This is a genomic window from Rhodococcus sp. BUPNP1 (assembly GCF_002215235.1).
Lineage (GTDB): Bacteria > Actinomycetota > Actinomycetes > Mycobacteriales > Mycobacteriaceae > Rhodococcus.
On sequence record NZ_NERM01000076.1, the window covers coordinates 1 to 1,389 of the forward strand.

Genomic DNA, 1,389 nt, shown 5'->3' on the forward strand with positions numbered 1-1,389 from the left:
CTGCGACACTCCTATTGACTTGCTGTCAAGCGGCGGTCGTTTGGCGTCGAGGCTGCAGCGTCTGGACGATGAGTGGATAGAGCTGCCGAACGAGATACCGTTTCAGGCAGCGGATGATTTCCATCTTCGTCTTGCCTTCCGCGATCCGTCGTGTCGCGTAGTTACGGGTCTGCTGGTCGTAGCGCAGCCGCACGAGCACGATGTGGTAGAGCGCTGAGTTCGCCTGCCGGTCGCCTGCGCGGTTGAGTCGGTGACGGTTGGTCTTGCCCGACGACGCCGGTATCGGACAGGCTCCGGCCAGTGCCGCGAACGCGGCTTCCGAGCGTAGCCTGTCAGGGTTGTCGCCGGCGGTGATCAGCAGCTGCGCCACGGTGTCTCGGCCGCAGCCGAAGACGCTCATCAGGTCCGGGGCATGGTCTTCGAGTAGCCGTTGCAGGTGCCCGGACAAGTCCTCGATCTGCTCGGTCAGTGCTTGCCAGCGCCGCGCCAGCAGCCGCAGGCTGTAGGCCGTGGCCTCGGCTGCGGTGACCGGCGCAGGTGTCGGTCGTGACGCCGCCAGCGCAGCGATCAACTTGGTGTTCGACAGGCCCCGGTAACGCGAACGCAGCTCCTCTGGCGCCGTGATCAGCATGCCCTTGATCTGGTTGATCGTCGCTGTCCTGGCGGTCAGTGCAGACGACCTCGAGGTGCGCAGCACCCGGAGTGACTCCACCAACCCATCGCCACCCTTGGGTGCGGCGCTGGCTCGACCCGACAGCACCGCCTCAGCGGCCGAATAGGCGTCGAAGGGATCGCTCTTGCCGCGAATCCGGCGATCGAACCGGTTGGGGCGGTTGACCTCACTGACCGCGATGCCCGCGACCTGCATCGCACGACTGACCCCAGCCCCGTACGAGCCGGTGCACTCGATGCCTACCTTCACCAGCCCAGGCCAGGACCGCAGGAACCGCAACGCCGCCTGGTAGCCGGCCGCGGTCGCTGGGACCTGTACATCTGCCAGTCGTCGTCCGGTGGCATCGATCGCTGCGACGTGGTGGGTGTCGGCGTGGGTATCGATTCCGCCGTAGACCTCGAGGTGATCCTGATTCACCATGGGACTGCGCCCTTCCATCTTGTCGGGTGCGCAGTCCGGCCGGGCGTCAGTCAGTTCACTATCGGGGATCTCGCCAGACTCCTATCAGGACATGACGGCCCGCCGGGCTGCACTCAAACGAGTGAGCCGAGCCGGTCGACACGTCGCAGACAGGACAGCCACCAACCTGCAGTGGCGTCAGAAGAGCCGTGAGCCAGACCCGCCCACCAGACCCATCCTGCGTCCACCGAGCCGAGACCGTCACGCCCATCAAGGAGTCAGACCAACCGGTCCACGAGATCCATAGTGAAGAGCCA

1 protein-coding gene is annotated in these 1,389 nt (G+C 65.4%); it reads right to left on the bottom strand.

Features of this window, described 5'->3' with window-relative positions; all coding sequences use genetic code 11:
- Positions 1-25 precede the first annotated feature (25 nt).
- Positions 26-1,093, bottom strand: coding sequence for an IS110 family transposase (locus B9C99_RS25465; protein ID WP_064061575.1), 1,068 nt, complete (start codon positions 1,091-1,093; stop codon positions 26-28).
- Positions 1,094-1,389: the final 296 nt, after the last annotated feature.